Origin of the sequence: Agitococcus lubricus, assembly GCF_003051055.1 — a bacterium.
In the GTDB taxonomy this organism is placed as follows: Bacteria; Pseudomonadota; Gammaproteobacteria; order Pseudomonadales; family Moraxellaceae; genus Agitococcus; species Agitococcus lubricus.
In genome coordinates, this window is record NZ_QAON01000064.1 from 1 (window position 1) to 1,183 (window position 1,183).

At 44.0% G+C, this 1,183-nt stretch carries 2 protein-coding genes; both read left to right on the plus strand.

Translation table 11 applies throughout. The annotated features are described in order from the left end of the window. Window positions 1-558 (plus strand): DUF932 domain-containing protein (locus C8N29_RS16635; protein ID WP_146164502.1); only part of this gene is annotated, 558 nt, incomplete at its 5' end. A 113-nt stretch (window positions 559-671) separates the two neighbouring features. After that, on the plus strand, window positions 672-1,121 hold the full coding sequence (locus C8N29_RS16640; RefSeq protein WP_107867179.1) for a DUF6878 family protein: 450 nt from the start codon (window positions 672-674) through the stop codon (window positions 1,119-1,121). Window positions 1,122-1,183: the final 62 nt, after the last annotated feature.

Here is a 1,183-nt window from a genome sequence, read left to right on the forward strand (position 1 = left end):
ACGAATGGCTATTTGCTGTTGGCTACCGCTTGTGATGGCACTTTAGCCACTACCGCGCAATTTACCAGTATTCGGGTGGTGTGTAATAACACCTTGGCAGTAGCTTTAAATGGTCAAGGTCAAGCCGTTAAAGTTCCGCACAATACTACCTTTGATGCCCAAGCGGTGAAAAAGCAATTGGGGGTCTCTGTCGCGGCTTGGGATGATTTTATGTATCGCTTAAAGACCTTAAGTGAACGTAAAGTCAAAAGTACCGAAGTCGATAAGTTTTATGCCAAAGTCTTTGGTGATGCGGCAATGAAAGGTCAAGCCAGTATGCAGTCTTTTGAACGAACCATGGCGAAAGCAAAGACTTTGTTTGAGGGTCAAGGATTGGGGTCAGATTTGTCATCTGCTAAGGGGACGGCATTTGGTTTATTAAATTCGGTGACTGAGTTTGTTGACCATCAGCGTAAGGCGCGCAGTATTGACCATCGTTTAGATTCGGCATGGTTTGGCCAAGGAGCAGTTATCAAGCAACGTGCATTGGATGAGGCATTACGCTTGGTGTCGGCTTAATTTCATTCAGCTTAGTTCTATCTATCTCTGTTAAAGCACGGTGACTGTGGTGGTCATCGTGCTTTTTTTATGCCCTTTTTTCTTAATTACCGTTATTAAGTTGGAGTTTTATCATGATGGGTTACAGTCCTAAATCCTTTGAAGCGGTGCGTGCGAATCGTCAACCGCTGTTAGATGCCCTTGCTGCCTTAGCCATTACGCAATTAGTGGTGCGTTATGAAGGCGGCGGTGATTCGGGTGATGTCTCTGAATTAGAAATTTTTCCTGAATCATTAGCACAAGCAAATATTGCAAACACGTTGAAAGTTGAACAACTGACTTACCACTGTTTAGCAGATGAATATCAGGACGGTGAATACCGTTACTTTTTACAGGAACAACAATCTTCGATTGATTCTGCCTTGCGTGATTTTGTGTTGACGTGGGTTGATGCTCATCACGGTGGTTGGGAAAACAATGATGGGGGTTCGGGTACGATGACCATTAACGTCACCGAGGGAACCTTTCGTTTAGAACATACGGAATATTACACGGAGTGCAGCAATTATGAATACGATTTATAAGGCTGATTCGGGGTGTGTTCCATCCACACAAGAGATTCATATTTCGCTTGGGGCTTATGGTC

What these genes read in the sequence shown, in the direction of transcription:
- C8N29_RS16640 (WP_107867179.1), top strand. Translation starts at nt 672, where the DNA reads ATGATGGGTTACAGTCCTAAATCCTTTGAAGCGGTGCGTGCGAATCGT.